Raw genomic sequence first — 26,057 nt, 5'->3', positions numbered from 1 at the left:
CAGCCTAAGCTGCCCGCGGCTGAATAACGCACAGATCTATACCTGCATAAGGTCTTGTTCTTTGGCGGCCAACGCTTTATCAATCTCAGCGATATATTTATCGGTCAGCTTCTGAACTTCATCTTCACCTTGGCGCTGATCATCTTCGGTAATATCTTTATCTTTTAACAATGTCTTGAAATCACCGTTAGCATCACGACGCACGTTACGAACGGCAACTCGCGCGTTCTCCGCTTCGCTACGCGCTTGCTTGATGTAACCTTTACGAGTCTCTTCGGTGAGCATCGGCATTGGCACCCGAATCACCGTACCGGCGCTGGCCGGGTTCAAGCCAAGGTCAGAAGTCATGATGGCCTTTTCAATTTTCGGCACCATGCCCTGCTCCCACGGCACAATACTTAGCGTGCGAGCATCTTCAACGTTAACCGACGCCACTTGGCTAAGCGGCACTTGGCTGCCGTAATACTCCACCGTCACGGCGTCTAAAATACTCGGGTGAGCACGCCCGGTACGAATTTTATTGAAGTTGCTGTGCAGTGCCTCAACGCTTTTTTTCATGCGCGATTCGGCATCTTTCTTAATATCGTTGATCACGTCATTACCCTCTGTATATCAGCGTGCCTTCCTTGCCCCCTACGACCATATTCAGTAGGGCACCAGGCTTGTTCATGTCAAATACCCGCACCGGCATATTATGGTCACGTACCAGGCAGATAGCGGTCAAATCCATCACGCCCAACTTTTGATCCAGGGCGTCGTCGTAAGAGAGCTGGTCGTACTTCACAGCATCTGGATGTTTTACCGGGTCTTTATTGTAGACGCCATCGACCTTAGTCGCTTTAATAACCACATCGGCGTCTACTTCAATGCCACGCAAACAGGCGGCTGAGTCAGTCGTAAAAAAAGGGTTGCCCGTGCCCGCAGAAAACAGCACCACATCCCCTGAGGTTAAGTAGCGAATGGCGGTACGCCGATCATAGTGCTCTACCACACCGCTCATTGGAATCGCCGACATTACTCGCGAGCGAATATTAGAACGCTCAAGAGCATCGCGCATCGCCAATGCATTCATCACGGTGGCCAGCATGCCCATATGATCACCGGTGACGCGATCCATACCCGCTTCATTGAGCGCCGCGCCGCGGAACAGGTTTCCACCGCCAATCACGATACCGACTTGCACACCAATACCCACCAGCTGGCCGATCTCCAACGCCATCCGGTCAAGCACCTTGGGATCAATACCAAATTCGTGTTCACCCATCAATGCTTCACCAGAAAGCTTGAGCAAAATACGTTTATATTTTGACTTTGAACTCTCGGCACTGCTTTTGCTGGGTGCTACGTGGGGGGTAGACTCTTGAACATCACGTGACATGGCATCTCTCCTGAGGCAGACCTGAACACAGGCGGGCGGGGCAGCCCCACATTATACCAGGGCCTGATACGCGAAGGCGTGCGCTTACGCGCACGCCTTCTTTTTTACGAAACCTCTGACCCTAGCGACGGCCAGCCTGTTCCATCACTTCTTTGGCAAAATCGACTTCTTCTTTCTCGATACCTTCGCCAACTTCAAAGCGCGTGAAACCAACCACTTCACCACCCGCTGCTTTAACGTACTCAGCCACGGTCTGGTTAGGGTCTTTCACAAACGGCTGCTCGGTCAGGCTGTTTTCAGCCAAGTACTTCTTCAAGCGGCCCTGAACCATCTTCTCAGCGATTTGCTCCGGCTTACCGGCCATATCCGGCTGTGCCAGGATAATCGCTTTTTCCTGGTCCAACTGTTCTTGAGGCATATCGGCAGGATGGGCAACCGCCGGGTTGATCGCCGCCACATGCATGGCAACGCCTTTTGCGACGTCGGCAGTGCCACCTGTCAGAACGGTAAGAACGCCAATGCGGCCACCGTGGACATATTCGCCCACCAGGCCACCGTCGGGAGCGTTGACAACAACGGCACGACGAACGCCGATATTTTCACCGATTTTCTGAACCAGCTGCTCGCGCGCTGTTTCCAGTTCGGCCGCCATTACCGCAGCAACGTCATCGCTTTTGGCAGCAAAGAAAGCCGCGGCGATTTTATCGGCAAACGCAATGAAATTGTCATCGCGGGCAACGAAATCGGTCTCGGAGTTGATTTCGACCATTACGCCGTAGCTGTTGTCTTCCGCTACGCGTGTGACCACAGCCCCTTCAGCGGCGATACGATCAGCTTTTTTCGCCGCTTTTAGACCTGAGTTTTTACGCAGATTTTCAATCGCAACTTCGATGTCGCCATCGGTTTCGGTGAGTGCTTTTTTACACTCCATCATGCCGAGACCGGTACGTTCGCGAAGTTCCTTGACCTGAGAGGCGCTGATAGCTGCCATGAGAATTCACCTCTGAAATGGTTCTATGAGAGTTAGGCGCAACACAGAGTATAGGCATGATAAATGACCATCATGTATCACCCTGCGTAGCGTGACCGGCATCAAGTAACCGGCAAAATCGTTCCGCCTGGATTATTTCGTCCAGCGGGGGAAAAAGGGGGCATAGCCCCCTTTCCCTTGATGCGGCACGTCTGCTTGCCGCATCCACTGCTGCATATTACTCAGCGGCAGTGTTGTCTTCAGCTGCAGCGGCCTCTTCGGTCACTTCAACAAACTCTTCAGCGTTGCCTTCTTTGGCACGACCGCAAGCATCCGCAATCGCTTTCACGTAGATCTGGATAGCACGGATAGAGTCATCGTTGCCAGGGATCACGTAGTCAACGCCATCGGGGTTGGAGTTAGTATCCACCACGCCGATAACCGGGATACCCAGCTTGTTGGCTTCGTTGATCGCGATGCGCTCGTGGTCAACGTCGATGACGAACAGCGCGTCCGGTAGGCCGCCCATGTTCTTGATACCGCCGATAGAGCGCTCAAGCTTTTCCTGCTCGCGAGTCGCTACCAACACTTCTTTTTTGGTCAGCTTCGCGAAGGTGCCGTCTTCGTGCATGGTCTCAAGCTCGCGCAGACGCTTGATGGACTGACGAATAGTCTTGAAGTTAGTCAACATGCCGCCCAACCAGCGGTGGTTGACGAAGTGCTGACCGGCACGATTAGCTTCTTCTTTAATTACCTTGCTTGCGCTGCGCTTGGTGCCAACAAACAAAATCTTGTTGTTGGATGCCGCCATCTTCTCGATCACATCGACCGCTTCGTTCAACGCCGGAAGGGTGTGCTCAAGGTTGATGATGTGAATCTTGTTGCGCGCGCCGAAGATATATTTGCTCATTTTCGGGTTCCAGTACTTTGTCTGGTGACCGAAGTGAGCGCCTGCTTTAAGCAGGTCACGCATATTAACGTGAGACATGGTAAAACTCCTAAAACTCGGGTTAGGCCTCCACGCACCCCATGGATCCGACCGTTGACGACGTTAGACGCTGCCAGCGGCACCCGGGACCATGTGCCGGTGCATGTGTGTTTTTAAGGCTTGGTCATTAAGTAGTGCGCCCCTTAGTGGCACACTACAGATTCATTGCCCTGCCCTTCAGCGTGCTACCCAGCCAACAAAGAAGCTCGGAATCACGATTGCAGGAAAGCGCGCGGCTTTATACCATAGATCATTGCCAAGATGAAGTCGCACCCGGTTTGACGGTCTAAATTGCGCCATTCTATTTTCCATTTTAAATTCATATCGAGTATTCATGAACGTTCCTATCAAGACGCCTTCTGAAATCGAACACATGCGCGAAGCCGGGCGCCAAGCGGCCAGCGTCATCGAAATGATCACCCCACATGTCCAGATAGGGGTCAGTACGGGGGAAATCGACCGTCTTTGCCACGACTACATTATTAAAGAGCTGGGATCGACGCCGGCGCCCTTGAACTATCATGGGTTTCCCAAGGCAACCTGTACCTCGCTCAACCACGTGGTGTGCCACGGCATCCCTGACGACGCCAAAAAGCTCAAAAAAGGCGATATCATGAATTTAGATATCACCGTTAAAACCCGCGATGGCTATCACGGCGACTCCAGCGTGATGTTTGTAGTCGGTGAGACCATTCAGGGTGAACGCCTCTGCCGCATCACCCAGGAGTGCCTTTATAAAAGTATTGAGCTGGTCAAACCCGGCGTACGCCTTTCTGAACTGGCGCGGGTCATTCAAAAGCACGCCGAAGAGCACGGCTACTCGGTAGTACGCGACTTCTGCGGTCACGGCATCGGCGCCGATTTTCACGAAGAACCACAGTTTCTGCACTACGACGGCTACGCACCGGATGCCGACATTAAACTCGCCGCAGGCATGTGCTTTACCATCGAACCGATGATCAACGTCGGCGGCTATAGAACCAAGGTGCTACGCGATGGCTGGACCGCAATCACCAAAGACCGCAGCCTTTCGGCGCAATGGGAGCACACGCTGTTAGTCACTGACGAAGGCGTTGAAGTGCTGACTGCGCGCAGCGATGAAGACTTCAGTTTTTTGACTAACTGATGCTATTACACCACTACCGGTTCGAACCGGACACTACGCTTTACGACCTGGACACATTCCGCACCGAGCTTGCCGGTTCGCGCTCCCCGGTCGCCCCTTTCAAGACCGCCCTGCGTGAACTTCAAGCCCGCTTTGACGAGCAGTTTCGCGCCGGGGCAGATATTCGTGACTTAGTGCGCGGCCGTGCCTGGTACCTGGATCAGCTGCTGGCGATCGCCTGGGCGCAGCACGAATGGCCCGATGACGGCATTGCACTGGTGGCGGTCGGCGGCTATGGCCGTGGTGAGCTACACCCCCATTCAGATATCGATCTGCTGCTGCTATTGGCTCACGACGACGACACCACCTACCGCGAGCCGCTGACCGCCTTTATCACTTTCCTGTGGGATATTGGCCTGGAAATTGGCCATAGCGTACGCTCGCTCAACGACTGCGAGCGGGAAGCCGAAGCTGATGTCACGGTGATTACCAACCTGCTCGAATCGCGCCTAATTGCGGGGCCAGAAAGCCTGCGCGAAGCGATGCGCGAACGCCTCAGCGCCGGGCACATTTGGCCCGCCGACCGTTTCTTTGAAGCCAAGTGGCAGGAGCAAATCGCCCGCCACTACCGCTACAACAACTCCGAGTACCACTTAGAGCCCAACATCAAAAGCTCCCCCGGCGGGCTGCGCGACATTCAGATGATTGGCTGGGTCGCCAAGCGCCATTTCGGTACCGAGCAGTACACCGATATCGTCGCCAACGGCTTCATGAACGACGCCGAGCTGCGCATTTTAAGCCAGGGCCAGGCATTTTTATGGCAGGTGCGCTATGCCCTGCACATGCTCACAGACCGCGCCGAAGACCGCCTGCTGTTTGACCACCAGCGCACCATCGCCGAGATGTTTGGCTTTCGCGATACGCCGGAGCATTTGGCGGTCGAACAGTTTATGAAACGCTACTACCGTCAGGTCACCGCGCTCGCGGGTCTCAACGACATGTTGCTACAGCATTTTGACGAAGTGATCCTGCGCGGCAAAGAGGCGCTGGAAACCGTCAAGTTGAACGAGCGCTTTGAGACCAAGGGCGGCTATATCCAAGTACGCTCGCGGACACTTTTCCGCGAACGCCCTGCGGCGATGCTGGAGCTATTCCTATTGATGGCCAAGCACCCTGAAATCGAAGGGGTACGCGCCGACACGATCCGCCTGATTCGCGACCATCGCCACCAAATTGACGATCACTACCGCGATGACCCACGTCATCAGCGACTGTTTATGGCCATTATGCGCGCTCCCGGCAATGTGCCACGCCAGCTGCGGCGCATGAACCGTTATGGCATTTTAGGCAAATACCTGCCCGAGTTTGGCCGCGCCGTCGGCTTGATGCAGCACGACTTGTTTCACATTTACACCGTCGATGCTCACACGCTGCTGCTGCTCAAGTTTCTACACGGCTTTCGCAAGCCGGAAGCCAAAGGCGACTACCCCGTCGCCGCCGCGCTGATGCAGCAATTACCCAAGCTGGACCTGCTGTGGATTGCCGGGCTCTTTCACGACATCGGCAAGGGTCGTGGCGGCGACCACTCGGAAATCGGTGCCCGGGATGTTGAACAGTTCTGCCAGCGTCACAACGTTTCGCCCCACGATACCAACCTGGTCAGCTGGCTGGTGGAGCACCACCTGCTAATGTCGATGACCGCACAAAAGCGCGATATCAGCGACCCTGACGTGATTCGCGACTTTGCACTGATCGTGCGTAATGAAACGCGCCTCGACTACCTCTACGTGCTTACCGTCGCCGATATCAATGCCACCAACCCTACGCTTTGGAACGGCTGGCGGGCGTCGCTGCTGCGCCAGCTTCACGCCGAAACCAAACGCGCCCTGCGCCGCGGCTTGAACAACCCACCCGACCGCGACGACTGGGTACGCGAAACCCGCACCGAAGCCCGCTCGCTACTGCAAACCATTGGCGTTAATCGAGCACAGATCGACCAGCTGTGGGAATCTCTCGGGGAAGACTATTTTCTGCAGTACGCACCCAGCGAAATTGTCTGGCAGACCCAGGGCATCCTGAACCACAACCAGTCGCCACTACCGCTGGTACTGATCAGCGCGCCTACTGCCGATATGGCTGAGGGTGGCACCAAAGTGTTTATCCATACCCGCTCGGTGGACGACCTCTTCGCCGCCACCGCTGCCGCTATGGAGCAACTGGGGCTGTCGATTCATGATGCGCGCATTGCTACCTCGCACAACGACTGGACGCTGAACACCTTCATTGTGCTCGATAACCACGGTCAGCCAATTCGTGACCCGGGCCATATCGAGGAAATGCGCCAGCACTTGGTGGAAGAACTCGACGACCCGGACGACTACCCCAATATCGTCACACGTCATACGCCGCGCCAGCTCAAGCATTTCAAAGTCTCCACCGAAGTCCTCATCGAGCAAGACCCCGCCAATGAGCGCACGCTGCTGGAGCTGACCGCGCCTGACCGCCCCGGTCTGCTGGCCCGGGTAGGGCGCATTTTCATGGAGCAGGACATCTCGCTTTCCGCGGCAAAAATCGCCACCCTCGGCGAGCGGGTAGAAGACGTATTCTTCATCACCACCAAAGCAGGCGAACCGCTGACCGACCCCGAACGCCAGCAGCAGCTGCGCGAACGCCTGATTGAGGTGTTGGGGGTTTGAGCCTGCACCTGGGCTTGCTTATAATCGACAGCTTACGCCGCCAGCCATCAACGGACACACCATGAACGCCGACCTCGACGCCCTGCATCCCTACCCGTTTGAAAAGCTGGCCGCGCTGAAAGCCGAATTAACGCCCCCAACTGGCTTGGCGCATATCTCGCTGACCATTGGCGAGCCCCAGCACGCGCCCTACTCGGCGGCGCTTGAAGCGCTGGTGGCGCACCAACTGGAAATGGCCCGCTATCCGGCCACCAATGGCCTGCCTGCGCTTCGCCAAACCATCGCCCATTGGGCCATCCAGCGCTTCCAGCTACGCGAACTCGATAGCGAACAACACGTAGTACCCGTTAACGGTACCCGGGAGGCGATTTTTGCCTTTGTGCAGGCGGCACTGGATCGTCGCCGCCCAGGAAAAGTCGCGGTGCCCAATCCGTTTTATCAAATTTACGAAGGCGCGACGCTGCTGGCAGGCGGTGAGCCACTCTATTTAGACTGCACCGCTGAGAATAATTTTCGGCCCGACGTTAGCGCGGTGCCCGCCGAGACATGGCGCGATGTGCAAATCGTGTTTATCTGCTCGCCGGGCAACCCGACCGGCGCTGTCACGCCGCTTGACGAGTTTAAACAGCTGATTGCCTTGGCCGACGAGCACGACTTTATTATCGCCTCCGACGAGTGCTACTCGGAGCTCTACCTGGACGAAGCCGCCCCACCACCGGGACTATTACAAGCTTGCGCTGAATTAGGCCGCGACGACTACCGCCGCTGCGTGGCGTTTCACTCGCTCTCCAAGCGCTCCAACTTGCCGGGCCTGCGCTCGGGCTTTGTGGCGGGAGATGCAACACTGCTCACGCCATTTAAGCGCTACCGCACCTATCACGGCTGTGCCATGTCGCTGCCACTGCAGCACGCTTCCATCGCCGCCTGGCAGGACGAGCAGCACGTGCACGCCAACCGCGACGCCTACCGCGAAAAATTTAGCGCCGTTACTGAGGTGCTCGCGCCGGTGATGGATTTTCCCACACCCCAAGCCAGCTTTTATCTATGGCCTGCAGTTCCGGGTGGCGACGATATCGCCTTTACGCAGCGCCTGTTTGCCGAACAGCACGTGAGCGTACTGCCCGGCAGCTTAATGGGGCGCACGGGTGAAAACGGGGTCAACCCCGGGACCGGACGTTTACGCCTAGCGCTGGTGGCCGAGTTAGCGCCCACCCTGGAAGCCGCCCAGCGAATTCGTCATCTTATAGAGCGCGGTTAACAGCGAGGCGTGTCCTTAGCTTGTTGACAGTTTACTTATTCAACGTCCCATGGAGATCGTATGCTAACGCTGTATATCATCGATAACTGCGATACCTGCCGCAAAGCTCAAAAAGCCTTGGATGAAAAAGCGCTGATGTATAAAACCCACGACCTGCGCAAAGACGGCCTTTCCGCTGCGTTACTGGAACATATTTTACATCGTGTGCCGCTGGTCCAGGTCATTAACAAACGCAGTAAAACGTGGCGCGAGCTTTCCGACGACGAAAAAGATTACGACGCCAACTCGGCCCGCCAACTACTGATGAAATTCCCCACGCTGCTGAAGCGACCGCTGCTGGAAGTAGATGACGCCACTATCTTGGTCGGCTACCGCGAAGGCGATTACGACAAGCTCGGCTGATAATCGCTATCACGCACTTATTTCTTTGCTTTTTCATCACTAACCATCACTACAGGACAACTTTTTTATGCTGAGCTTTGCGCTTGGAATTGGCACCCAAAACACCCAGGGCGATTGGCTGGAAATCTACTACCCGTCACCGCTACTCAACCCGACAACCAGCATGGTGGAGGCTGCCCAACAAGCTCTGGATGCACCCCAAGGCAATGCCGCCATCAGCTTTTTACCCGAAGACTGCACGCGCCTGGCAAAAGCACTCGAAGCCGCCGGGCACTCTGACCAAGCGGCGCTTGCCGAAGCGCTTTCTGCCAGCCAACGCCCGCTAGTCGCGATGTTTCTGGACACCGACCAACCGCCACAAACCGCGCCGGAAGTGTATTTAAAACTGCACCTGCTTTCGCACCGCTTGGTCAAGCCGCACGGCCTTGACCTCACAGGCATGTTTGGCCTGCTGCGCAATATTGCCTGGACCAACGAAGGCGCGATCGATATTGAAGAGCTGCCCGCCCGCCGCCTGAAGGCGCGCATGGCAGGCCGCGCGCTGTCCGTCGACTGTGTGGATAAATTCCCCAAAATGACCGACTACGTGGTGCCCACCGGCATTCGTATTGGCGATACTGCTCGTGTACGCCTGGGCGCTTATCTGGGCGAAGGCACCACCGTGATGCACGAAGGCTTCGTCAACTTCAATGCCGGTGCCGAAGGCCCGGGTATGATCGAAGGCCGAATCTCGGCGGGCGTGATGATCGGCAAAGGCTCCGACTTGGGCGGCGGCTGCTCCACCATGGGCACCCTCTCCGGCGGCGGCAATATCGTGATCAAAGTCGGTGAAGGCTGCTTAATCGGCGCCAATGCAGGCATCGGCATTCCGCTGGGCGACCGCTGCACGGTGGAAGCGGGCCTCTATATCACCGCCGGCGCCAAGGTGACGCTACTGGACGACCAGGGCCAGACAGTAAGCACCGTTGCCGCCCGCGAGCTGGCCGGCCAAGACGACCAGCTGTGGCGCCGCAACTCGCAGAATGGTCGCATTGAGTGCTTGACCAACAAGAGTGCTATCGCCTTGAACGAGGCGCTGCATGCCCACAACTGAGCCTGAAGCACTGTCGCCGACGCTCAAGCTCGCCTTTGAACTACTCAGCCGGGCCTCGGTAACGCCAGACGACGAAGGCTGCCAGGAGCTCATGATCGAGCGCCTGGCAGCGCTCGGCTTTCATATTGAGCGACTGCCGTTTGGCGACGTAAAGAACTTTTGGGCCGTACGAGGGCATCACGGCCCGGTGATCGCTTTTGCGGGCCACACCGATGTAGTGCCCTGCGGCCCCTATATCAACTGGCAGTACCCGCCGTTCGAGCCCTGTATCGATGATGAGGGCATGCTGTGCGGGCGCGGTGCGGCGGACATGAAAGGCAGTCTTGCCTCAATGCTGACCGCCGTCGAACGCTTTGTAGCCGACCACCCGGATCACGATGGACGTATCGCCTTTCTGATCACCTCCGATGAAGAGGGCCCGGCGGTCGATGGCACCCGCGCCGTGGTCGAACATCTGCGCGAGCGCAACGAGCGCCTTGATTACTGCATTGTCGGGGAGCCTTCGTCTACCGACCGCCTGGGCGATATGATCAAAAATGGTCGCCGCGGCTCGCTGGGCGGCACCCTGCATGTTAAGGGTGTACAAGGCCACGTGGCCTACCCGCATTTGGCCCGCAATCCGATCCATCAGGCCATGCCAGCGCTAGATGCATTAGTCAACGAGCATTGGGATGGGGGCAACGATTTCTTCCCCGCCACCAGCTTTCAAATCTCTAACCTGCGCGCAGGCACCGGCGCCACCAATGTGATTCCCGGCGATGTGGAAGTGGTGTTTAACTTTCGTTTTTCCACCGAAGTGACCCATGAACAGCTCAAAACGCGCGCGGAGGCCATTCTTGATCAGCATGGATTGGCGTATCAGGTAGACTGGACGCTAAACGGTGAACCGTTCTTAACCGCGGAAGGCGCGCTTGTCGATGCCGCCATCAAAGGCGTTGAAGCTGTCACCGGCCAACGCCCAGCGCTCTCAACCAGCGGCGGCACCTCAGATGGTCGCTTTATTGCTACCCTAGGCGCTCAAGTGGTCGAGCTAGGCCCGCGCAACGACACCATCCACAAGGTCAATGAACGCGTACGCGCCACCGACCTGGACGATTTAAGCCGGATTTACGAGGCAACGCTGCAAGCGCTGCTCACCTCCGGCGAGGCAACGCTATGATGGACCGGTATCCCGATATTGAGATTTACCTGGCCAACGTTTCACTAGAGGCGCTCAACGAGTGGCTAAAAAACGCGCTGCGAGCGCCGCCGCTCAGCCCCGCCGGCAAAGGCCAGTGGCAAACCCGCGGCCAATACCAGGGTGATTGCGTACCGGTATTGCTGGTCGATAAAGCCGCCGATGGCTTTGCTAGTCTATGGTTTAACAGTAACCATACCCCCTGGTTGACCGACCAAGACTGCGCTCAGCAGGCCGCCGAAGCCTTGCAAACCGAGGTGCGCTGCTCGTTAGGCGGCTGGAATCCGGGCGATGACCCTGACCACTTCTGGCAAGTCCTGCCCGGCGGCAAAGAGGGAGCGATTGAGTGGCCGGATTCAGGCCGCTGATCCCTGCTGCTCGCTCAACATTGACGCTTCCCTAAACGACAACGACCCCGCCGAGGCGGGGTCGTTGTCTATCGCTTTATTTAAACTTACTCAATAATACTGACATCGTCGGCCTGCAAACCACGCTCGTTTTTAATCACGTGGTAACGAACGATTTGGCCTTCAGCCAACATACGTGGGCCACGACCACGAATGGCGCGAAAGTGGACAAACACATCTTCACCATTGTCGCGGGTAATAAAACCGTAGCCTTTGTTAGTGTTAAACCACTTTACTTCACCCTCTTCACGGCCATCATTGGGATCGATGATGTCTTCTTCCTCATCGTCGTCCAAAGGAGCCGCTGTCGCTTGAGGCTGGCGCGCCGCAGGCTTAGAACGCGCGTCAACATCAGCCGCTACTATCATCGGTGGTGCCAAAGCCGCTGCGGCCAAGGTGCCAATCCACAAAACAATAAAACTACCAACCGCAACGGCAATATAGACACCGCTTACACCGCTGATGGCTAACTCGGTCAACCACAGCTCGGCGAGGGCACTATCGGTTAAATGAACAATCCCCGCCAGCAAAAGTGGCGTGGGGGCGGACAGTAATACACTGATTAAGAAACAGCGAAACACAACTTTTGGGTTCATAGAATAAAAAAGCTCTCTTGTTGTATGGGTAACAGACGAAGGACAATACCCGCGCTATAAGGCCCATTCCCAATAGCACTGGCATACTACTACATAAGGTTGCAATGTTATCATGACCGACGACTTATCGCCTGCTGAGCTGGTTCAACGTCTCGAATCGTTAGAGAGCCGTGTAGCTTACCAGGAGCACTGGCTGGACACCTTAGACCAATCAGTCGTTCAACAGGAGCGCCGCCTGGAAAAACTCGAGCAGCTTAGCGGGTTGATGCGCGAACGCCTGCGCGAGCAACATCAAGCCCTCCAAGCAAGCGAACCCCAGAGCGACCAGCGCCCTGGGGATGATGTTCCACCGCACTACTGAACTAACGCTAGCCCGGGATGCAGCTAGCTTTTAAAACAAGATTTTCAAAAAATCAGCTTGCCACAACGCTTGCAGGATCGCTGCTTTCCAGTCCAAAGGCATCCGCTACAGCCTGGTAGGTGACTTTACCCGCATGAACGTTGAGGCCCGGCAGGAAGTGCGGGTCGTCACGCAGCGCCTGCTGCCAGCCTTTATCCGCCAGGGCCAGTACAAAGGGCAGCGTGGCGTTAGTCAACCCCTGGGTAGAGGTACGCGCGACCGCGCCGGGCATATTAGCCACGCAGTAATGTACCACCCCATCGACGATATAGGTCGGCTCCGCGTGGGTAGTGGGCTTGCTGGTTTCAAAACAGCCGCCTTGGTCAATCGCTACATCGACCAGCACGCTGCCGGGCTGCATATCGGCCAGCATGCTGCGCGTTATCAATTTTGGCGCAGCGGCGCCGGGCACCAGCACCGCGCCAATAATCATATCTGACTCGCGTGTGGCCGTTTCCAGGGCGTCTGCGGTGGAGTAGACCGTTTTAATGCGACCCTGGTAACGGTCATCCAACACTTCCAGCCGCGCCAGGGATTTATCCAGAATGGTGACCTCTGCGCCTAACCCCAGCGCCATGCGAGCGGCATTTTCACCGACAACACCACCGCCAATGACGGTTACCTTACCCGGCGCCACGCCGGGCACACCAGGCAGCAGCACCCCTGCACCGCCCTGGGCTTTCTCCAGGCTGTGGGCCCCCGCTTGCACGGCCATTCGCCCAGCAACGGTGCTCATCGGCGCGAGTAGCGGCAGGCCGCCGCGGACATCGGTAATGGTTTCATAGGCGATGCAGGTAGCGCCGCTCTTCATCAGCCCACGAGTAAGGGGCTCTTCGGCGGCCAGGTGCAGGTAGGTGAACAGCGTATGCTGTGGAGTAAGGCGCGCAACCTCATCCGGCTGCGGCTCTTTCACCTTGAGGATCAACTCGGCATTGCGCCACAGAGTATCTACATCCGCTTCTATCTGGGCACCGGCGGCTTGAAAATCAGCATCGCTAAAACCTGCACCTTCACCGGCTCCGGCCTGAACGCTCACCTGATGGCCGCGCCCGGCTAGTTCCCGTGCGCCGGTAGGGGTTAAGGCCACGCGATACTCATGATTTTTGATCTCTTTGGGAACGGCGATTTTCATTAGATTTTTCCTGTGCTTTTAAAGGTCAGTCATGTTGTTATGCAAATTACAGCACAGCTAACGTTGACCACCACCCCAGAAGCAAAAAACAAAAAAAACGCCGGTAAAGGCGTTTTTTAGGAGAAAAATCTAGCAATCACCGGTTTTTAACGGAAGAATCCACTCCCTTTCAGGTCATTCCCCAATCACTGCGCTGCCGTAAATGCGCCGGTACTCTTCGGGTAAACGCTTAGGTCGCCCCGTTGAGAGCGCCACGCAAGCAAAGCGGGTACGGGCTTGCAGCAGCATTTTCGCGTCGTTAACGCGCACTAACTGAAAACGGCGTGTCAGACTGAACCGCCCATCACACTCGACAATCCAGGTAGCAAGCTGTAACTCGTCGCCTGCAAAGGCAGGCGCGAGGTAATCCAGCTCATGGCGGTGAACCACCATGGCCCGGTCAAGCTGCCGGTAGCGCTCCAAAGTCAGCCCAAGCGCTTCAGAGTGCGCCCAGCTACTCTGCTCAACCCAACGCAGGTACTCGCTGTTGTTGACGTGCTGATAGGCGTCGATGGCCTCATCGGCCACGCGGATGTCGATCACAAAGGGGTCTGGCAGCGCCCACTCCATGTCGTTACTCCCCGTTATTTCATTAAAATGCACTTATCCCAACGCTCAGCAGCCCTGCTGGTTTAATCGCGGAAAACACGCACACCGAGCGCTTTCAAATAAGACGTTTCGGGGATGGCCGGATGCACCGGGTGGTCAGGACCTTGGTGCCCCTGGAAAATCACCTGGCCATGGCGGTCTTGATGACGCACCGCACCCCGCACCACCTCCATCAGCCGCTCTGGCGCCAGGTGCATAGAACACGATGCCGACATTAACAGGCCATCACGTCCTAACAAGCGCATAGCCTCGCGGTTCAAGCGGGAATAGGCGCGCTCGCCGTTGGGGATATCCTTGCGTTTTTTGATAAACGCGGGCGGGTCAAGAATGACCACGTCAAACTCCTCGCCGTCCAGCTTCAATGCCGCTAAGGCTTCAAACGCATCCCCCTCGCTGACCGCCACTTTCTCCTGCACGCCATTAAGCTCGGCGTTGCGTGTCACCTGGTCTAATGCCGGGCCTGAAGAGTCCAAACACAGCACCTCTTTTGCCCCATGCACGGCCGCCTGCACGCCCCAACCACCTACGTAGCTGAATACGTCCAGTACGCGCTTACCTTCCACCTGCCGATTGATCCATTCGCGATTAACGCGGTGATCAAAGAACCAGCCGGTTTTCTGGCCATTAAGCACCGGCACCACAAAGCGGGCGCCGTTCTCCTCGAGCACCACTTCGTCTGGCAGCGTGCCTTTGATCACGTCGACGTGGGCTTCCAGGCCTTCCTGACGGCGGCCGCCGGTATCGTTGCGGAAGACAATTACTTCCGGCTTGAGGACTTTTTCTAGCGCATCCACAATCTCGTCGGCAAGCGCCTGCATGCCTGCTGTATTGAGCTGAACTACCACCACATCGCCAAAGCGATCGATCACCAAGCCTGGCAACAGATCGCCTTCACCATGAATCAAACGGTAATACGGCTGCGTATAAAGACGCTGACGTAAGGCTAACGCCTGATTAAAGCGGTGCACAAACAGTGAACGGTCCAAGCGCATTTCGGGGTCGCGTGACATGATGCGCGCAGCAATTAACGAATGCGGGTTCACATACGCGACGGCCATCACTTTGCCATTGGAGGCTTCTACCAGAGCAGTTTCGCCTGCGGTAAAGTTTTTTAGCGGCGTTTCCTTGATATCCACCTCGTTGGAATAGATCCAAAGGTGCCCCGCTTTAAGACGGCGATCGGCATTTTTATTTAGGCGCAGGCGTTGGGTCACAGCAATCTCCAAAAGACGTAGGCGAAGCAAACAACTTACATAAAACGTTAGGTCACCATTAGCGCTGGCAACCGGGACAAAAGACGCTAGCACGCTGGCCGAGCGTAATGCGACGAAGCTCAGTACCACAGCGCAAACAAGGCTGGCCGTGACGACCGTAAACATTCAGACGCTGAGCGAAATAACCGGGCTCGCCCTGGCCACTGACAAAATCCCTCAGCGTAGTCCCGCCTTGGGTAATGGCTGCCGCCAGCACGTCTTTCACGGCAAGAGCCAAGGCGTCGTAGCGAGCACGGGACACTCTGCCCGCCGCGCGGCGCGGGTCAATACCGGCCATAAATAGCGCTTCCGCCGCGTAGATATTCCCAGCACCAACCACCACTTGGTTATCCATCAGAAACGGCTTTACCGCCACTCGCTTATTACGCGAGAGGGTGTAGAGCCATTTGCCGTTAAACGCCTCCGACAGCGGCTCAGGGCCGAGATGGGCAAGCCGCTTATCCAGCGCTACGTCTTCTGCCTGCCAATCGACAAAACCAAACCGGCGCGGATCATGGTAGCGCAACACATAGCCACTGGCTGTCACCACATCGACATGGTCATGTTTTTTAGGTAAATCGCCCACCCTGGCAATACGCAGGCTGCCCGACATGCCCAAGTGCCACAGCAGCGTTGAGCTAGCAGTATCCGGCGGTGATAGCGGCTGAACAGGAATCTGTAGGTATTTCGCCCGCCGTTTTAAGACACCAATGCGCGCGCCTACCAATCGATCGGCTAAGTCATCGGGCACGGGCACGCGAAGCCGTGGCTGACGCACCAATACCTCCGTAATTTCCTCACCTTCTAGGAAGGGGGCAATGCCGCGCCGGGTGGTTTCAACTTCAGGAAGTTCAGGCATATTTGGGCGTAGTTATGGACGACGTAGTTATGGAAGACGTAGCTTTGGACATGGTAGCAGTCTTAGATGACACCCTAGTGAAGATCGCTTGATGGCGCATAGGACATACAAAAGACATGCATGCAAAAACCCGGCTTGGGGCCGGGTTTTTGAACAGGCGCTCGCCTGCAGTGAAAGCCGATCATCATCGCGAGAGCGATTACTTGATCTTGGCTTCCTTATACATAACGTGCTTACGGACGACCGGGTCGAATTTTTTGAACTCGAACTTATCCGGCGTGTTCCGCTTGTTTTTATCAGTGGTGTAGAAGTGGCCAGTACCGGCACTAGACACCAACTTGATTTTATCGCGCATGGTTTAACCCTTCCAAAATGCTGGCTTAGATAGCGTCGCCGCGCTTACGAATATCAACCAAAACCGTGTCGATACCTTTCTTATCAATAATACGCATTCCTTTTGTGGAAACGCGCAGCTTGACGAAACGGTTTTCAGACTCAACCCAGAAACGGTGGGTGTGCAGGTTTGGCAAGAAACGACGACGTGTCTTACGCATTGAGTGAGAAACGTTATTTCCAGTTACCGGACGCTTGCCGGTAACCTGACATACTTTGGACATTAGAGCCTCCAACTGCTTGGCCAGGATATAATAACCTGAGTGTTCAAAACTGTCGGGCAAACCGGAGCAGGGAAGGTGTCGGCGCCGTTAACCGCCAAGCTTTATCCAAATCCGTTATTCAACCCAAGATTAAAGGTGGCACTTTATACCAGAGCGCCCGGCTAGCAGCAAGCAAAACCAGGTTAAAAGGTCTAAAAAGCACCTTTTAACTCATTTTACTTAGATATAGCTGCGCAATGTACTGCCCGGCGATTCTGCTTATAGCCATCCGCGCTCAGCAAAAGAGACCACTTCTCCATCCCCCACCACGAAATGATCCAACACGCGCACTTCAAAAAGTGCGAGGGCGTCTTTTAAACGTTCAGTGATACGACGATCAGCATCGCTTGGCTCTGCCACACCAGAAGGGTGGTTGTGAGCCAGGATAACGGCGCCAGCGCTAAGTTCTAATGCGCGCTTGGCAACTTCGCGGGGGTAAACAGATGCGCTGTCTAGGGTACCGCGAAACAGCGATTCATAGCGAATAATTCGGTGCTGAGTATCCAAAAAAAGCACCGCAAACTCCTCATGCCCTAAATGACGTAGCTGGGAACTCAGGTAATGGCGTACTAATTCAGGCGATGTCAGCGCATTACCGCGCGCCAACTGGCTGGCCAAATGGCGCCGCGATAATTCAAGGGTCGCCTGCAGCTGAGCATACTTGGCGCTGCCCAAACCGCGAGCGGCACAGAAGCTGTCTTGGTCTGCTTCGAGCAGTTGGCGCAAGCCCCCAAAATTGCTTAGTAAATCACGCGCCAGATCAACCGCTGAACGCCCCTGCACACCGACGCGCAAAAAAATTGCCAATAATTCGGCGTCTGAAAGCGTCTGAGCGCCGGTGTTTAATAATTTTTCCCGCGGCCGCTCACCCGCCGGCCAGTGATTGATACCCATCGCGCTTCCCTCCGCTATCCCACCATTGGTCATTAACGCCAGCCGCAAACAAGCTATCCATTACCACCAGCCTCAGTAAACCTAGCTTAACCTTATTACCCCCCAACATGCCAAATCGGCGATGCCAATGGTATGGTAAGCGTCCTAACCTACGCTGATGTGGATCACTGACATGGCCTCTGTTGTAGATACCCCGACTAACGCTTTCGCAACAGCATCGACGCTAGCGGGCAAACGGGTGTTACTCGGTGTTAGCGCGGGGATCGCTGCCTATAAAAGCGCGCTGATTGTGCGCTTGCTCAAGCAGGCGGGCAGCGAAGTACGCGTCGTAATGACCGACGGTGCTCAAACATTTATTACCCCGCTGACGCTACAGGCGCTTTCCGGCGAGCCGGTGCGCACCTCCCTGCTCGACCCCGAAGCCGAAGCCGGCATGGGGCATATTGAGCTGGCCCGCTGGGCGGATGTGGTGCTGATCGCCCCAGCCACCGCCGACCTAATCGCCCGATTGGTTCACGGCATGGCCGATGACCTGCTTACCACGCTCTGCCTGGCCTCTGAAGCACCCAAGCTGATTGCCCCGGCGATGAACCAAGCCATGTGGCGCCACTCCGCCACCCAGCGCAATGTGGCACAGCTGCAGCGTGACGGTTGGCAGCAGATTGGCCCCGCCGCTGGTGACCAAGCCTGCGGCGACGTGGGACCTGGACGCATGAGCGAGCCTGAGGAAATTTTTAACGCGGTGACAGCACTGCTTGCCCCGCCTCTTACCGATGCTCACCCGTCGACTGCCCCCCATATTGTTATTACCGCCGGGCCCACTCGGGAACCACTGGACCCCGTGCGCTATATTTCCAATCACAGCTCGGGGAAAATGGGCTTTGCCCTAGCCGCAGCGGCGGTTGCGGAGGGCGCCGAGGTCACGCTAATCAGTGGACCGGTAAATCTGCCCACCCCTCAAGGCGTCACACGGGTCGACGTCGAATCTGCTGAGCAAATGCACACCGAGGCCCAGCGGCTAGCGCCCCGGGCAGCGTTATTTATCGGCTGCGCCGCTGTCGCCGACTATCGCGCAGCGGCCACCGCCGAGCACAAACTCAAAAAACAACAGAACAGCGACACGCTCACTCTCACCCTGGTTAAAAACCCTGATATTATCGCTAGCATTGCGGCACTGCCCACCGAACAGCGCCCCCTAGTCATTGGTTTCGCTGCTGAAACCCAAGAAATTGAGCGCTACGCCCGGGATAAATTACAGCGCAAAAGGCTGGATATGATCGTCGCCAATGACGTATCTCAGGCGGGCCTGGGTTTTGGCAGCGACCAAAACGCCGCCTGGCTGCTCTGGCGCACCCCCCAAGGCGTTGAAAGCCGGGCCGAGCCACCGCAGTCAAAAAACCAGCTCGCTACTACCATTGTTCGCCAGGCGCTCGCGCTGCTAGCCACAGAGTCACTGAACTCGGCACCTGAAACCGCCCCTACGACCCCCCCTGGAGAGTCCCCATGAGTGCCGCCCGCCCCCGGCTGCAGTGCAAACTGCTGGATGAGCGCCTAAACGATTATTTGCCCCACTATGCAACCCAAGGCTCGGCAGGCATGGATCTTCGCGCCTTGCTGGATGAGCCGTTAACCCTGGCCCCCGGCGAATGCCAACTCGTACGCACCGGCATTGCCATCTATATTGAAGACCCGGGCTTGGCGGGCATGATTCTGCCGCGTTCCGGCTTGGGGCATAAGCATGGCATTGTACTGGGCAATTTAGTCGGTTTAATCGACTCTGATTACCAGGGCGAACTGATGATTTCAGTTTGGAACCGCGGTCAGAGCACGTTTACGTTAGCGCCCTTCGACCGGCTGGCACAGTACGTACTCGTGCCAGTAGTGCAGGCAGAGCTCTCGCTAGTCGACACCTTTGAAGACTCCTTACGTGGCAGCGGTGGGTTTGGCAGCACCGGGAGCCAGTAACGATTGGCAACGCATGTTTTAAGCTGGGAAGCCTTATGAACGCACAAACCGTACCCGCGTCGATTTTTCGTGCCTACGATATTCGCGGCATTGTCGACGACACGCTCACGGAAGCCTCGGTGGAAATGATCGGTCGCGCCGTCGGCTCTGAAGCCGTCGCGCAGGGCCAATCCCGCGTGGTAGCGGCCCGCGACGGTCGTCTTTCAGGCGCTCGGCTGCAAGCAGCGCTAATGCGCGGATTGAACGCTGCCGGGTGCGATGTGATCGATATCGGCATGGTACCTACCCCGGTACTCTACTTTGCCACCCATATTTTACCAGACACCCAATCCGGCGTGATGGTCACCGGCAGCCATAACCCGCCCGACTATAACGGCTTTAAAATTGTGCTTAACGGCGACACGCTCTACGGCGATGCCATCACCGCCCTTTTTGAGCGTATTCAGTCCGGCAACCTAGCCAGTGGGCAAGGTAGCGTTACCCAGCAAGATATTCGTGAAAGCTATTTGGCACGCATTTTAGGCGACATTCATGTTAGCCGGCCGATCAAAGCCGTGGTCGACTGTGGCAACGGCGTTGCCGGCGAGCTGGGCCCACAGCTGCTAGCCCGCTTGGGCGTCGATACTATTCCGCTCTTTGCCGAAATCGATGGCCATTTCCCCAATCACCATCCCGATCCTGGCAAACCGGAGAATGTTCAAGACCTCATCCGCAAAGTGGTAGAGAGCGGCGCAGATATTGGCCTTGCCTTCGACGGGGACGGTGACCGCCTAGGCGTTGTTACCCCCGATGGCAAGCTGATTTATTCAGATCACTTGCTGATGGTGTTTGCCGCCGATATGCTCGCGCGCCAGCCCGGCGCCAAGGTGATTTTTGATGTTAAGTGCACCAGCAACCTGGTTAAAGTCATTAGCGAGGCAGGCGGGGAGCCTGAAATGTGGCGTACCGGCCACTCGCTGATCAAAGCGCGCATGAAGGAAACCGGCGCTCAGCTTGGTGGCGAGATGAGCGGGCATATCTTTTTTAAAGAGCGCTGGTATGGGTTCGACGATGGGCTCTACGCGGCCGCTCGGCTCGTAGAGATTCTGGCGAACCAAGCCGACGATGCGAATACGTTTTTTGCCCGCTTTCCCCAAGATGTCGGCACCCCGGAAATCAATATTGCAGTTACCGACGATAATAAATTTTCTCTGGTGGATAAGCTTGCCCGCGAGGGCGACTTCGGCGAAGGTATCAAAACGACATTAGACGGCATTCGCGTCGACTATGTGGATGGCTGGGGGCTGTGTCGCGCTTCTAACACCACACCCGCGCTGGTCATGCGCTTTGAAGGCAAAGACGAGGCCGCGCTAGCACGCATTCAAGCGATTTTTTATAACGCCTTAAAACGCGCTGCGCCTGGCGACATTGAGCTACCCGGCTAAATAGACAGCTAGGCGCTCAGGGATCGCGCCACCTAGAAAGCGCGACCCACCCCAAGAATCAGCATAATAACGTTTGCAAGGGACAACCTAATGAATTCAGTGAGTCGCGACCCCCAGGTCGTTGTGGAGGTGCTTTCCGAAGCACTCCCGTACATTCAACAGTTTTCGGGCAAAACCGTGGTGGTCAAATACGGCGGTAACGCCATGACAGAAAGCACCCTGATTGACTCCTTTGCCCGCGATATCGTGCTGATGAAAGAAGTTGGCATCAATCCGGTAGTGGTACACGGTGGCGGGCCGCAGATTGGCGATTTGCTCAAAAAGCTCAATATTGAGTCGCGCTTTGTTAACGGCATGCGCGTCACCGACTCGCAAACCATGGACGTGGTCGAGATGGTACTGGGTGGCTTGGTCAACAAAAGTATCGTCAATCTGATCAACCAAAGCGGCGGCAAGGCGATTGGCTTAACCGGCAAGGACGGTGCACAAATTCGTGCCCGCCAGCTCCAAGTAGAACACCAAAGCCCTGAAATGACTGCCCCGGAGATCATCGATATTGGCCATGTGGGCGAAGTGGAGTCGATTTCCACTGAATTGATCGAGATGCTAGCAGCGCGCGACTTTATCCCGGTCATTGCCCCTATCGGCGTTGATGCCTCAGGCCGCAGCTATAACATTAACGCTGATCTGGTAGCGGGTAAGATCGCCGAAGCGCTCAACGCAGAAAAACTGATGCTGCTGACCAATGTGGCTGGCTTAATGAATGCCGAAGGCGAGGTGCTCACTGGCCTAACCACCCGCCAAGTGGATGACCTCATTGAAGACGGCACTATTTATGGCGGCATGTTGCCCAAAATTCGCTGTGCATTAGACGCTGTCAAAGGTGGCGTTAACAGCTCGCACATCATTGATGGCCGCGTTCCCCACGCGGTATTGCTGGAAATTTTCACCAATGCTGGGGTCGGCACCTTAATCACTGACGCGAGCTAACCGCGACGGAGGGCACACTATGAGCGAAGATCAAAAACCTCGCCGCCGCGAGCAGATTCTCCAAGCACTGGCATTAATGCTTGAAGAAGACAGTGGCAAGCGTATTACCACCGCCGCCCTGGCCCGCCAAGTAGGCGTTTCGGAAGCAGCGCTCTACCGCCACTTTCCCAGCAAAGCGCGTATGTTTGAAGGGCTTATCGACTTTATCGAAGAGAGTATATTTGCGCGTATTACGCGCATCTTAGAAGACGTTCCTGACGCTTCTACCCGCTGCGGCACCATCTTAGCGCTGATACTGGGCTTTGCCGAAAAAAACCCGGGGCTGGCACGCGTGATGGGCGGCGACGTACTCACCGGCGAAACCGCTCGGCTACGTCAGCGCGTTAACCAACTGTTTGAACGCTTGGAAATGCAGCTCAAACAGATACTCCGAGAAGCCGAGCTGCGTGAAGGCCTGCGCCCTACTATTCCTGCCGCCGCCGCCGCCAATTTGTTGAGCGCCCAAGCGGAGGGACGCATTTCACAATATGTGCGTAGCGACTTTAAGCGCCTGCCCACCGAACACTGGGAAGATCAATGGTCGCTTCTCTCTACCCATTTACTGCGCGCTACGGCCCAGCCAGCGTAAGTTAACGCTACCCCGCTTAGCGATATCGAGTAGGGTGAGGCGTTACCGCCTCATCCCTCTCACAGAACCGTACATACGGGCCACGTATACGGCTCATGCCTTTAACTTACCCCGAACTCGGGGACAGTGATGCCCGTTTTGACCTTGGTTAAGTCCAGCAACCTCAGATCGTCATGCAAGTAGGCATTGGGTATCGCCAGATGAGCCAGCGGTGACGCCGCGTTTCGCCAGCTTTGCATCTTGATGTACTTAAACGGCGGGCGGTAGCCCAGCTGTTTTAGCCTTCGATGCAGCCGACCCGGCTTCTTCCACTGTTTGAGCTGGACGCCGCGTAGTCGACGCCTCACCCAGCTCATCACCTGCTTTAATGCCCTGGCGCAGTTCGCTACCCGGAAGTAGTTGGCAAAGCCTCGCAGCACAGGGTTCAACTCGCGGATGATCACCGCAAGCCCCGCCCCTCGATTGCGCTTCGTCAACGCCTTCACTGTCTGCTTCAGTTTCACCACCTTCTTTTCCTGGATACGGGTGTACTTGGTGTGGATCACCACGCCCAGGAACTTGATCCCATCGTCGCTGTGCGCGATGTGGGTCTTGGTGACGTTAACCGTCAGCTTCAGCTCCCCCTCCAGATAATATTGGGCCACCCTCAACGCATTCTCCGCTCCAGCCCGTGAGCTGCACAGGATCAGGATATCGTCCGCGTAGCGGACGATCCGATGTCCCCGTGTTTTCATAAACTGGTCGAAGGCGTCCAGGTAGACGTTGGCGATCAGCGGACTGATCACGCCTCCCTGTGGGCTCCCCAGCTCTGTCTCCTCAAGGTGGTACCCCACCATCACACCGCTTTCCAGGCACTGGCGCAGCAGCGACAACACACTGCCGTCCGTGATCCGTTGGCGGAACTGGCGGATGATCAGGTCGTGGTTTAACGTGTCGAAGCATTTCGACAAGTCCATATCCACGACCCATTCTCGCCGGTAACGGCGAATGAACAACGCCGCTTTGCCGATGGCGTGGTGACCACTGCGTCCCGGACGATACCCGTAGCTTGAGGGGTGAAAGTCCGGCTCGAAGAGCGGCTCGATAATACTGCGCAACGCCTGTTGCACAACCCGGTCTCGAACCGTGGGAATACCCAACAGACGCTCACCACCTTCGTCCTTGGCGATGGTCACCCGCCTGACAGGTTGCGCTCGATAGCGCTTTTCCTTCAGTTCGAGGAGCAGGCACGACAGCTCCACATCCAGATTCGCCTCGAACGCACTCAGGCTCTGCCTATCGATTCCGGCCGCACCTTTGTTGCGTTTGACGTGTCTAAAGGCTTCATACAGGCGCTGCTTTGATAGCAGTTGCCCGTAGAGACTGTAGTATTTCCTCATGCCTGCTCATCTCTGTGATGACGGCGTCGATCGTTGGTCTGGCTGCTGGTCTATTTCAAACGACCCGTCCGGGTACTAGCACGTTGGCAATCTGCCGCCACGGTGTCGTTCTACTCCCTCGTTCAGAGAAGGACGAAGCCACTGTGTTCCTACAGCACCTCAGCCCACTTCCCTACCCCGTCGGGCAGCTTGTGAACACAGCGTCCACCTTCGGATCAATGTCCGTCGTTCTCATTAATGACTTCCGCCCTTCGCATCCGACCAAGGCTTTTGGCCTTGCCCAGTCCGCTGAACCTCCGCCAGCGGTCGTTCCGGTTTTGTCCTCCACGCTGTTACCAGGCTTCGCAGGCCGAAACTTCCTCACTACTACGGCGTCATCTGCCACCTCACACCCGACCCGCTCTTGGCTTTCACCTTGACGCGTGCCTTCCAGACAGGCTGGATACGGTGCCAGGCTTCCCCGGTTACTGCACCGGCTCCCTGTCAACGATGCCACCCTCAAACACAGTACAGGTCTGACTGAGTCTCGGGCGTCGCGCTATTTTGCACGCTTACCCACCTGTACTGCCGAAGCAGGTTCACTTGCGTTGTGTACCGTTAACCTCCTATGGCTTCCTTCAGACCCCACCGTTGGCCAGTGACGCCCTTGCCAGTCGGATTGTCTTCCCCTCAGTCGGGGTGACGACACCTTCTCTCAGGTGTCCGGGTTTGCCGGCTTCGCCGGGCAAACAAAAAAACCGGCTCTTGTAAAAAGGAGCCGGTTTTTTAATGTTGTTATAGCAACGAATACTGGCTTTACGCCACCATCGCCTCGCCCATTTTTTGACGCAGCTTTTTCATGGCGTTTTTTTCCAGCTGACGAATACGCTCCGCACTGACCCCGTAGACATCGGCCAGATCATGCAGCGTTTCCTTGCTATCCGCCAGCCAACGGCGCTGGAGGATGTCCCGAGAGCGCTCATCAAGCCCTTCGAGGGCAAGCTGTAAACGCCGCGTTGAGTCTTCCTCGAAGTTGCTATCTTCAAGCAGCGTGGCAGGGTCGGAAGCTGCGTCATCTAAGAAGTGCACCGGTGCTTGATAGGTGCTCTCCTCGTCGTCGCCTGCCGGGGCATCATAGCCAGCATCGTAGGAAGACAAACGACCTTCCATATCACGCACAATCTCGGGTTTGACGTCGAGATCTTTGGCGATAGCGGCCACTTCGTCGTTGTTCAGCCACGCCAAGCGTTTTTTCGCCCCGCGTAAATTAAAGAACAACTTGCGCTGGGCTTTGGTGGTGGCGATTTTGACAATTCGCCAGTTGCGCAGCACAAACTCGTGAATTTCAGCTTTGATCCAGTGCACGGCAAAAGAAACTAGACGAACGCCCTGATTCGGATCGAAACGCTTGACGGCTTTCATCAAGCCAACGTTACCCTCTTGAATCAAATCTGCCTGGGGTAATCCATAGCCTGAATAGCTGCGCGCAATATGTACCACAAAGCGTAAATGCGACAGCACCAAACGCCGCGCAGCTTCTAGATCACCCTCATCGTAAAGACGATAGGCAAGATCACGCTCTTCGTCACCTGTTAATACCGGAATACTATTGACCGCGCGGGTATAACCGCCCAGGTCGCCACCTGGTGAAAGTTGCCCGACTGGTAGAAGACTAGCGCTCATATGCAGATGGTCTCCCCTGTAACCCATTATGGCTGATGTAGCACATTATAAATAAAATGTTACTGATAACTTACATCCTAAGACCTGATCATTTGGA

At 56.2% G+C, this 26,057-nt stretch carries 27 protein-coding genes; 13 read left to right on the top strand and 14 right to left on the bottom strand.

The features are described from left to right. Positions 1–36: 36 nt before the first annotated feature. The 4 genes from frr to rpsB all read right to left on the bottom strand — a co-directional run bounded on the left by frr (position 37) and on the right by rpsB (position 3,336). A complete protein-coding gene (gene frr, locus RZA33_RS09260) occupies positions 37–594 on the bottom strand; it encodes a ribosome recycling factor (protein WP_317507566.1) in 558 nt (185 codons plus the stop codon). Positions 595–598: 4 nt separating this feature from the next. Next, positions 599–1,378 carry a UMP kinase gene (gene pyrH, locus RZA33_RS09255; RefSeq protein WP_317507565.1) on the bottom strand — a complete coding sequence of 260 codons (780 nt, stop codon included), beginning with the start codon at positions 1,376–1,378 and terminating at the stop codon, positions 599–601. Between the two features lie 121 nt (positions 1,379–1,499). Beyond that, positions 1,500–2,369, bottom strand: coding sequence for a translation elongation factor Ts (tsf, locus tag RZA33_RS09250; RefSeq protein ID WP_317507564.1), 870 nt, complete (start codon positions 2,367–2,369; stop codon positions 1,500–1,502). Between the two features lie 217 nt (positions 2,370–2,586). Continuing rightward, on the bottom strand, positions 2,587–3,336 hold the full coding sequence (gene rpsB, locus RZA33_RS09245) for a 30S ribosomal protein S2 (RefSeq protein WP_317507563.1): 750 nt from the start codon (positions 3,334–3,336) through the stop codon (positions 2,587–2,589). A 334-nt stretch (positions 3,337–3,670) separates the two neighbouring features. Here rpsB and map point away from each other — a divergent pair, with 334 nt between their 5' ends. From map to RZA33_RS09210, 7 genes are all read left to right on the top strand, one after another. Next, on the top strand, positions 3,671–4,462 hold the full coding sequence (gene map, locus RZA33_RS09240) for a type I methionyl aminopeptidase (RefSeq protein ID WP_317507562.1): 792 nt from the start codon (positions 3,671–3,673) through the stop codon (positions 4,460–4,462). Then, positions 4,462–7,137, top strand: coding sequence for a [protein-PII] uridylyltransferase (locus tag RZA33_RS09235; RefSeq protein WP_317507561.1), 2,676 nt, complete (start codon positions 4,462–4,464; stop codon positions 7,135–7,137). Before map ends, RZA33_RS09235 begins: the two co-directional genes overlap by 1 nt. Positions 7,138–7,198: 61 nt before the next feature. Further along, complete coding sequence (gene dapC / locus RZA33_RS09230) at positions 7,199–8,395, top strand: succinyldiaminopimelate transaminase (protein ID WP_317507560.1); 1,197 nt, start codon at positions 7,199–7,201, stop codon at positions 8,393–8,395. A gap of 60 nt (positions 8,396–8,455) precedes the next feature. Further along, entirely contained in the window at positions 8,456–8,797 is a 342-nt protein-coding gene (locus RZA33_RS09225) for a Spx/MgsR family RNA polymerase-binding regulatory protein (RefSeq protein ID WP_317507559.1), read from the top strand. A 67-nt stretch (positions 8,798–8,864) separates the two neighbouring features. Beyond that, complete coding sequence (dapD, locus tag RZA33_RS09220) at positions 8,865–9,890, top strand: 2,3,4,5-tetrahydropyridine-2,6-dicarboxylate N-succinyltransferase (RefSeq protein WP_317507558.1); 1,026 nt, start codon at positions 8,865–8,867, stop codon at positions 9,888–9,890. Further along, entirely contained in the window at positions 9,877–11,049 is a 1,173-nt protein-coding gene (gene dapE, locus RZA33_RS09215; protein ID WP_317507557.1) for a succinyl-diaminopimelate desuccinylase, read from the top strand. Before dapD ends, dapE begins: the two co-directional genes overlap by 14 nt. Then, on the top strand, positions 11,046–11,435 hold the full coding sequence (locus tag RZA33_RS09210) for a hypothetical protein (protein ID WP_317507556.1): 390 nt from the start codon (positions 11,046–11,048) through the stop codon (positions 11,433–11,435). The genes dapE and RZA33_RS09210 overlap by 4 nt, the downstream gene beginning before the upstream one ends. Before the next feature lie 86 nt (positions 11,436–11,521). Here the strand turns inward: RZA33_RS09210 and RZA33_RS09205 are convergent, their stop codons facing one another. Continuing rightward, positions 11,522–12,070, bottom strand: a complete 549-nt coding sequence (locus tag RZA33_RS09205) for a cold shock domain-containing protein (RefSeq protein ID WP_317507555.1) — start codon at positions 12,068–12,070, stop codon at positions 11,522–11,524. A gap of 112 nt (positions 12,071–12,182) precedes the next feature. Here RZA33_RS09205 and RZA33_RS09200 point away from each other — a divergent pair, with 112 nt between their 5' ends. Then, positions 12,183–12,431, top strand: coding sequence for a SlyX family protein (locus tag RZA33_RS09200; RefSeq protein WP_317507554.1), 249 nt, complete (start codon positions 12,183–12,185; stop codon positions 12,429–12,431). A gap of 52 nt (positions 12,432–12,483) precedes the next feature. Here the strand turns inward: RZA33_RS09200 and ald are convergent, their stop codons facing one another. The 7 genes from ald to radC all read right to left on the bottom strand — a co-directional run bounded on the left by ald (position 12,484) and on the right by radC (position 17,912). Next, positions 12,484–13,602: an alanine dehydrogenase gene (gene ald, locus RZA33_RS09195; RefSeq protein ID WP_317507553.1), complete on the bottom strand. Its 1,119-nt coding sequence runs from the start codon at positions 13,600–13,602 to the stop codon at positions 12,484–12,486. Between the two features lie 174 nt (positions 13,603–13,776). Next, entirely contained in the window at positions 13,777–14,211 is a 435-nt protein-coding gene (locus RZA33_RS09190; protein ID WP_317507552.1) for a thioesterase family protein, read from the bottom strand. Positions 14,212–14,273: 62 nt separating this feature from the next. Next, on the bottom strand, positions 14,274–15,464 hold the full coding sequence (locus RZA33_RS09185; RefSeq protein WP_317507551.1) for a class I SAM-dependent rRNA methyltransferase: 1,191 nt from the start codon (positions 15,462–15,464) through the stop codon (positions 14,274–14,276). A 58-nt stretch (positions 15,465–15,522) separates the two neighbouring features. Next, a complete protein-coding gene (gene mutM / locus RZA33_RS09180; protein WP_317507550.1) occupies positions 15,523–16,362 on the bottom strand; it encodes a bifunctional DNA-formamidopyrimidine glycosylase/DNA-(apurinic or apyrimidinic site) lyase in 840 nt (279 codons plus the stop codon). 199 nt (positions 16,363–16,561) lie between these two features. Continuing rightward, complete coding sequence (rpmG, locus tag RZA33_RS09175; RefSeq protein WP_096282193.1) at positions 16,562–16,717, bottom strand: 50S ribosomal protein L33; 156 nt, start codon at positions 16,715–16,717, stop codon at positions 16,562–16,564. A gap of 25 nt (positions 16,718–16,742) precedes the next feature. Further along, entirely contained in the window at positions 16,743–16,979 is a 237-nt protein-coding gene (gene rpmB, locus RZA33_RS09170; protein WP_317507549.1) for a 50S ribosomal protein L28, read from the bottom strand. Between the two features lie 258 nt (positions 16,980–17,237). Further along, positions 17,238–17,912 (bottom strand): RadC family protein, encoded by a 675-nt coding sequence (radC, locus tag RZA33_RS09165; protein WP_317507548.1) that lies wholly within the window; start codon positions 17,910–17,912, stop codon positions 17,238–17,240. Positions 17,913–18,084: 172 nt separating this feature from the next. Between radC and coaBC the strand changes: the two genes are divergently transcribed. The 5 genes from coaBC to slmA all read left to right on the top strand — a co-directional run bounded on the left by coaBC (position 18,085) and on the right by slmA (position 22,919). Further along, positions 18,085–19,419, top strand: a complete 1,335-nt coding sequence (gene coaBC, locus RZA33_RS09160) for a bifunctional phosphopantothenoylcysteine decarboxylase/phosphopantothenate--cysteine ligase CoaBC (RefSeq protein WP_317507547.1) — start codon at positions 18,085–18,087, stop codon at positions 19,417–19,419. Further along, on the top strand, positions 19,416–19,877 hold the full coding sequence (gene dut, locus RZA33_RS09155) for a dUTP diphosphatase (RefSeq protein ID WP_317507546.1): 462 nt from the start codon (positions 19,416–19,418) through the stop codon (positions 19,875–19,877). Before coaBC ends, dut begins: the two co-directional genes overlap by 4 nt. Positions 19,878–19,912: 35 nt before the next feature. Then, positions 19,913–21,301 (top strand): phosphomannomutase/phosphoglucomutase, encoded by a 1,389-nt coding sequence (locus tag RZA33_RS09150; RefSeq protein WP_317507545.1) that lies wholly within the window; start codon positions 19,913–19,915, stop codon positions 21,299–21,301. Between the two features lie 90 nt (positions 21,302–21,391). Beyond that, entirely contained in the window at positions 21,392–22,291 is a 900-nt protein-coding gene (gene argB / locus RZA33_RS09145) for an acetylglutamate kinase (RefSeq protein ID WP_317507544.1), read from the top strand. Between the two features lie 19 nt (positions 22,292–22,310). Beyond that, positions 22,311–22,919, top strand: a complete 609-nt coding sequence (gene slmA / locus RZA33_RS09140) for a nucleoid occlusion factor SlmA (RefSeq protein WP_317507543.1) — start codon at positions 22,311–22,313, stop codon at positions 22,917–22,919. Positions 22,920–23,020: 101 nt separating this feature from the next. On the opposite strand, the gene ltrA is transcribed toward slmA, so the two are convergent. Together ltrA and rpoH are read right to left on the bottom strand one after the other, a co-directional pair. Continuing rightward, complete coding sequence (ltrA, locus tag RZA33_RS09135) at positions 23,021–24,298, bottom strand: group II intron reverse transcriptase/maturase (protein WP_317507542.1); 1,278 nt, start codon at positions 24,296–24,298, stop codon at positions 23,021–23,023. Positions 24,299–25,093: 795 nt separating this feature from the next. Then, the gene (gene rpoH / locus RZA33_RS09130) at positions 25,094–25,960 is read right to left on the bottom strand and encodes an RNA polymerase sigma factor RpoH (RefSeq protein ID WP_317507541.1); all 867 of its coding nucleotides are present in this window, start codon (positions 25,958–25,960) and stop codon (positions 25,094–25,096) included. Between the last annotated feature and the right edge of the window lie 97 nt (positions 25,961–26,057).

It is taken from the genome of Halovibrio sp. HP20-59, from assembly GCF_033052795.2.
Lineage (GTDB): Bacteria > Pseudomonadota > Gammaproteobacteria > Pseudomonadales > Halomonadaceae > Vreelandella.
Note: the sequence above shows the minus strand (reverse complement) of the source record. Positions and strands in the feature narration are given on the sequence as shown.